The organism is Phocaeicola faecicola (assembly GCF_013618865.1).
Lineage (GTDB): Bacteria > Bacteroidota > Bacteroidia > Bacteroidales > Bacteroidaceae > Phocaeicola > Phocaeicola faecicola.
In genome coordinates this window covers 1-2721 of record NZ_JABSOE010000133.1, presented here as the reverse complement: position 1 = coordinate 2721, position 2721 = coordinate 1, and the positions used below count along the sequence as shown (strand labels likewise).

Here is a 2721-nt window from a genome sequence, read left to right as displayed (position 1 = left end):
CATCAGGCACTACTTGATTCTTTTCTTTCATAATCTTCTTCATTTTGCAAATCTATAAAATAAAAAATACGCGACTCAAACTTGAATCCCGTATTTTCCATTTACACAAAATATTTTATAGTGCCTTTTTAAGAGACACTAGTGGCAAAATATCATTTCTTCATCTCTCTCCAAATCCTTGGTGAACTCATAGAATATTCGTGCAGAAACAGTTGGATAAATACCATATTCCGTAAAATTGTTATAGACAATTTTTTCTTCTTTGGATTTGGCATATCGATAGATACATTCATCCTGACTGAGTACATTACTTGAAAACTCAATGTGCTCAATTTTTATTTTACATGCCTCTGTATAATTTGATGTCAATTCCATGAAAATAGCACCTTCTCCATTCTTTTGTCCCTTACGAAAAGCCCCTAATCGTTCTAATATATTGTTGGAACTTTCAGTTATTTCATCAAAAGTTCCTAGTAATATTCTTTCTTTTCCCTCAATGCCTATCTGCAAATATGCATCTAGTAATGCATCCTCAAAACTGTGAGACCTGTTTACGTATGTAATATTCTCACAATGATTCTTTGAAAGTAAGGCAATTTGGCCTCCTACGGTGTTAAATGTAGATTGGATAAAGGGTGTTGGATTTAATAGCTCCTCATTATTCTCTATTACATTTCTCAGGAATTTTTCGCTGTCCGCCAAACACCCGTATCCGGTTGCAGTTACTATGCTGTCAATATCTTTAATATTATCAATATTACCACAACATTCTACGGCAGTTGTAACAGCCATTTTTAGGATACGAGACATTCGTCTCCTCACAGCAGCTTCAGGAATTAATGCCTTGATATCTGATATAACGTCATCATCAGCAATTATATTTTTTACATAACAACTCATTATTGCTTAGAGAAAATTAAAGTTGAACAATTACCTCCAAATCCAAAAGAATTAGAGAGAACAGTTTTTATTTCTTGTCTATGAAGGCTTGTATTTAGTATTACTCCATTATGCATTGGCACAGCAAAATTAAGTGATTCAGGTACAAAACCTTCCTTAATTGATAATATGGAAAATACAGCTTCTATACCTCCCGATGCTGCTAATGTATGTCCTGTATAAGACTTTGTGGAGCATATTAGAGGCATTTTCTGATTAAATATGCGTGATATAGCTATTGATTCCGTTAAGTCGTTATTCGGTGTACCTGTACCATGAGCATTTATATAATCTATCGATTCCGGGTGTAAACCTGCCATCGATAGTGCTTTATTCATAGCAAGATAAGCACCTTCGCCATTTTCTGATGATGCCGTTTGATGGAATGCATCATTCGTATTGGCAAATCCAGAAAGACGGCAGTACTTTTTATTACAGTCTTCTTCTCTTTGAAGAACAATGTATCCAGCACCTTCGCCAAGATTAAGTCCGGCTCTTCTTTCATCAAACGGCTTACATAGTTCTTTGTCTAATATCATAAGGGATTTAAAACCGTTCAAAGTAAATGCACTTAAAGCATCGCAACCTCCTACAATAACTGCATCCAATACACCATGCTTTAATAAGTTATATCCTTTTATTATAGCATTGGCTGATGAAGAGCATGCTGTACTGATAGTCGTTGAATAACCATTAATGTTACAATAATTGCATATCGCTTTAGTTGAAGCTGCACAATCGTGCATGAGTACTTGCCTTAAATCACCTTTAGTATTGTCTTTAATATAATCTTTAAAGAATATTTCTGTTTGATCCATACCACCTACAGAAGTCGATGATATTAGACCAATTTTATAACTGGTCACATCTATTTGTGAGTCTATAATGGCTTCTTTAACGGCAAGCATTCCCAATAATGCTGTTCTAGGTATTACTTTATTTGCTGATATACCTAGTTTTTCTTTTAGTTGTTCGTTTGAATATCTTATTTCACCAACAGGTAATTTATTGTTGGTTATTAGTATTTCAGGACAAAGAGATATACCACTTTGCCCTGAATATAATTGTGATAAGTTTTCTTCTACTCCAATGCCTAGTGAAGAAACTATACCTAAGCCGCTAACTACAATGCTCATTATAATATTTTATTTCTTGTTTTTCTCAATGTATTCAGCAAGTGTTCGTACAGAGTAAAAGATAGGTTTGGCTTCTGCTGAATTGGACAATTTAACACCATAATACTTTTCAAGTATGAGTATTACTTCCAATGCATCTATTGAATCCAGTCCTAATCCATCACCAAATAATGGTGCATCTGTATCAATATCTTCAACAGTTATTTCTTCTAAATTTAATTCCTCAATCAAATGCTGTTTGAGTTCTTTTACTAGTTGTTCCATAATTATTTATTTTTCTCTAATTAATAATTTCAAATTTACTTCATACTTTTCACTTAACTTTTCACACCATCCACAAATGACAGCCTTTGCCTTTCCTGTTTCAATCAAAAGCTTCGCATATTTTTCTGCGGTTCCATTGTCTTTATCTTCAACAAAGAATGTGTTATTCCCTTTTATCTTATGGCGAATACACAGTTCTCCATTAACAACATTTGGTAAGGTATATACAAAGATTGCAGGAGAAGCCCCTTCTTCTGAATGAACTATAATAAAAACTTGAATATATTTAACAATTATAAGTATGTTTATGCTTATGTATAATGAAAGCTCGTCGGGCCTGACTGCTCAGTCCCTTGCCGTATGGCGCTCCCTCCGCAGGAGT

The 2721-nt window shown here is 34.0% G+C and carries 3 protein-coding genes; all 3 read right to left on the bottom strand.

From position 1 onward, the window contains the following. Nucleotides 1–138: 138 nt before the first annotated feature. From H3001_RS18930 to H3001_RS18920, 3 genes are read right to left on the bottom strand one after another with little or no spacing between them, the layout of a single operon-like run. Nucleotides 139–900 (bottom strand): beta-ketoacyl synthase chain length factor, encoded by a 762-nt coding sequence (locus tag H3001_RS18930; protein ID WP_181215781.1) that lies wholly within the window; start codon nucleotides 898–900, stop codon nucleotides 139–141. Next, nucleotides 900–2075 (bottom strand): beta-ketoacyl-[acyl-carrier-protein] synthase family protein, encoded by a 1176-nt coding sequence (locus H3001_RS18925; protein WP_181215780.1) that lies wholly within the window; start codon nucleotides 2073–2075, stop codon nucleotides 900–902. The genes H3001_RS18930 and H3001_RS18925 overlap by 1 nt, the downstream gene beginning before the upstream one ends. 9 nt (nucleotides 2076–2084) lie before the next feature. Continuing rightward, nucleotides 2085–2339, bottom strand: a complete 255-nt coding sequence (locus H3001_RS18920; RefSeq protein WP_181215779.1) for a phosphopantetheine-binding protein — start codon at nucleotides 2337–2339, stop codon at nucleotides 2085–2087. Nucleotides 2340–2721: the final 382 nt, after the last annotated feature.

Coding starts and splice junctions, on each gene's coding strand:
- H3001_RS18930 (WP_181215781.1), bottom strand. CDS start 900: ATGAGTTGTTATGTAAAAAATATAATTGCTGATGATGACGTTATATCA.
- H3001_RS18925 (WP_181215780.1), bottom strand. CDS start 2,075: ATGAGCATTGTAGTTAGCGGCTTAGGTATAGTTTCTTCACTAGGCATT.
- H3001_RS18920 (WP_181215779.1), bottom strand. CDS start 2,339: ATGGAACAACTAGTAAAAGAACTCAAACAGCATTTGATTGAGGAATTA.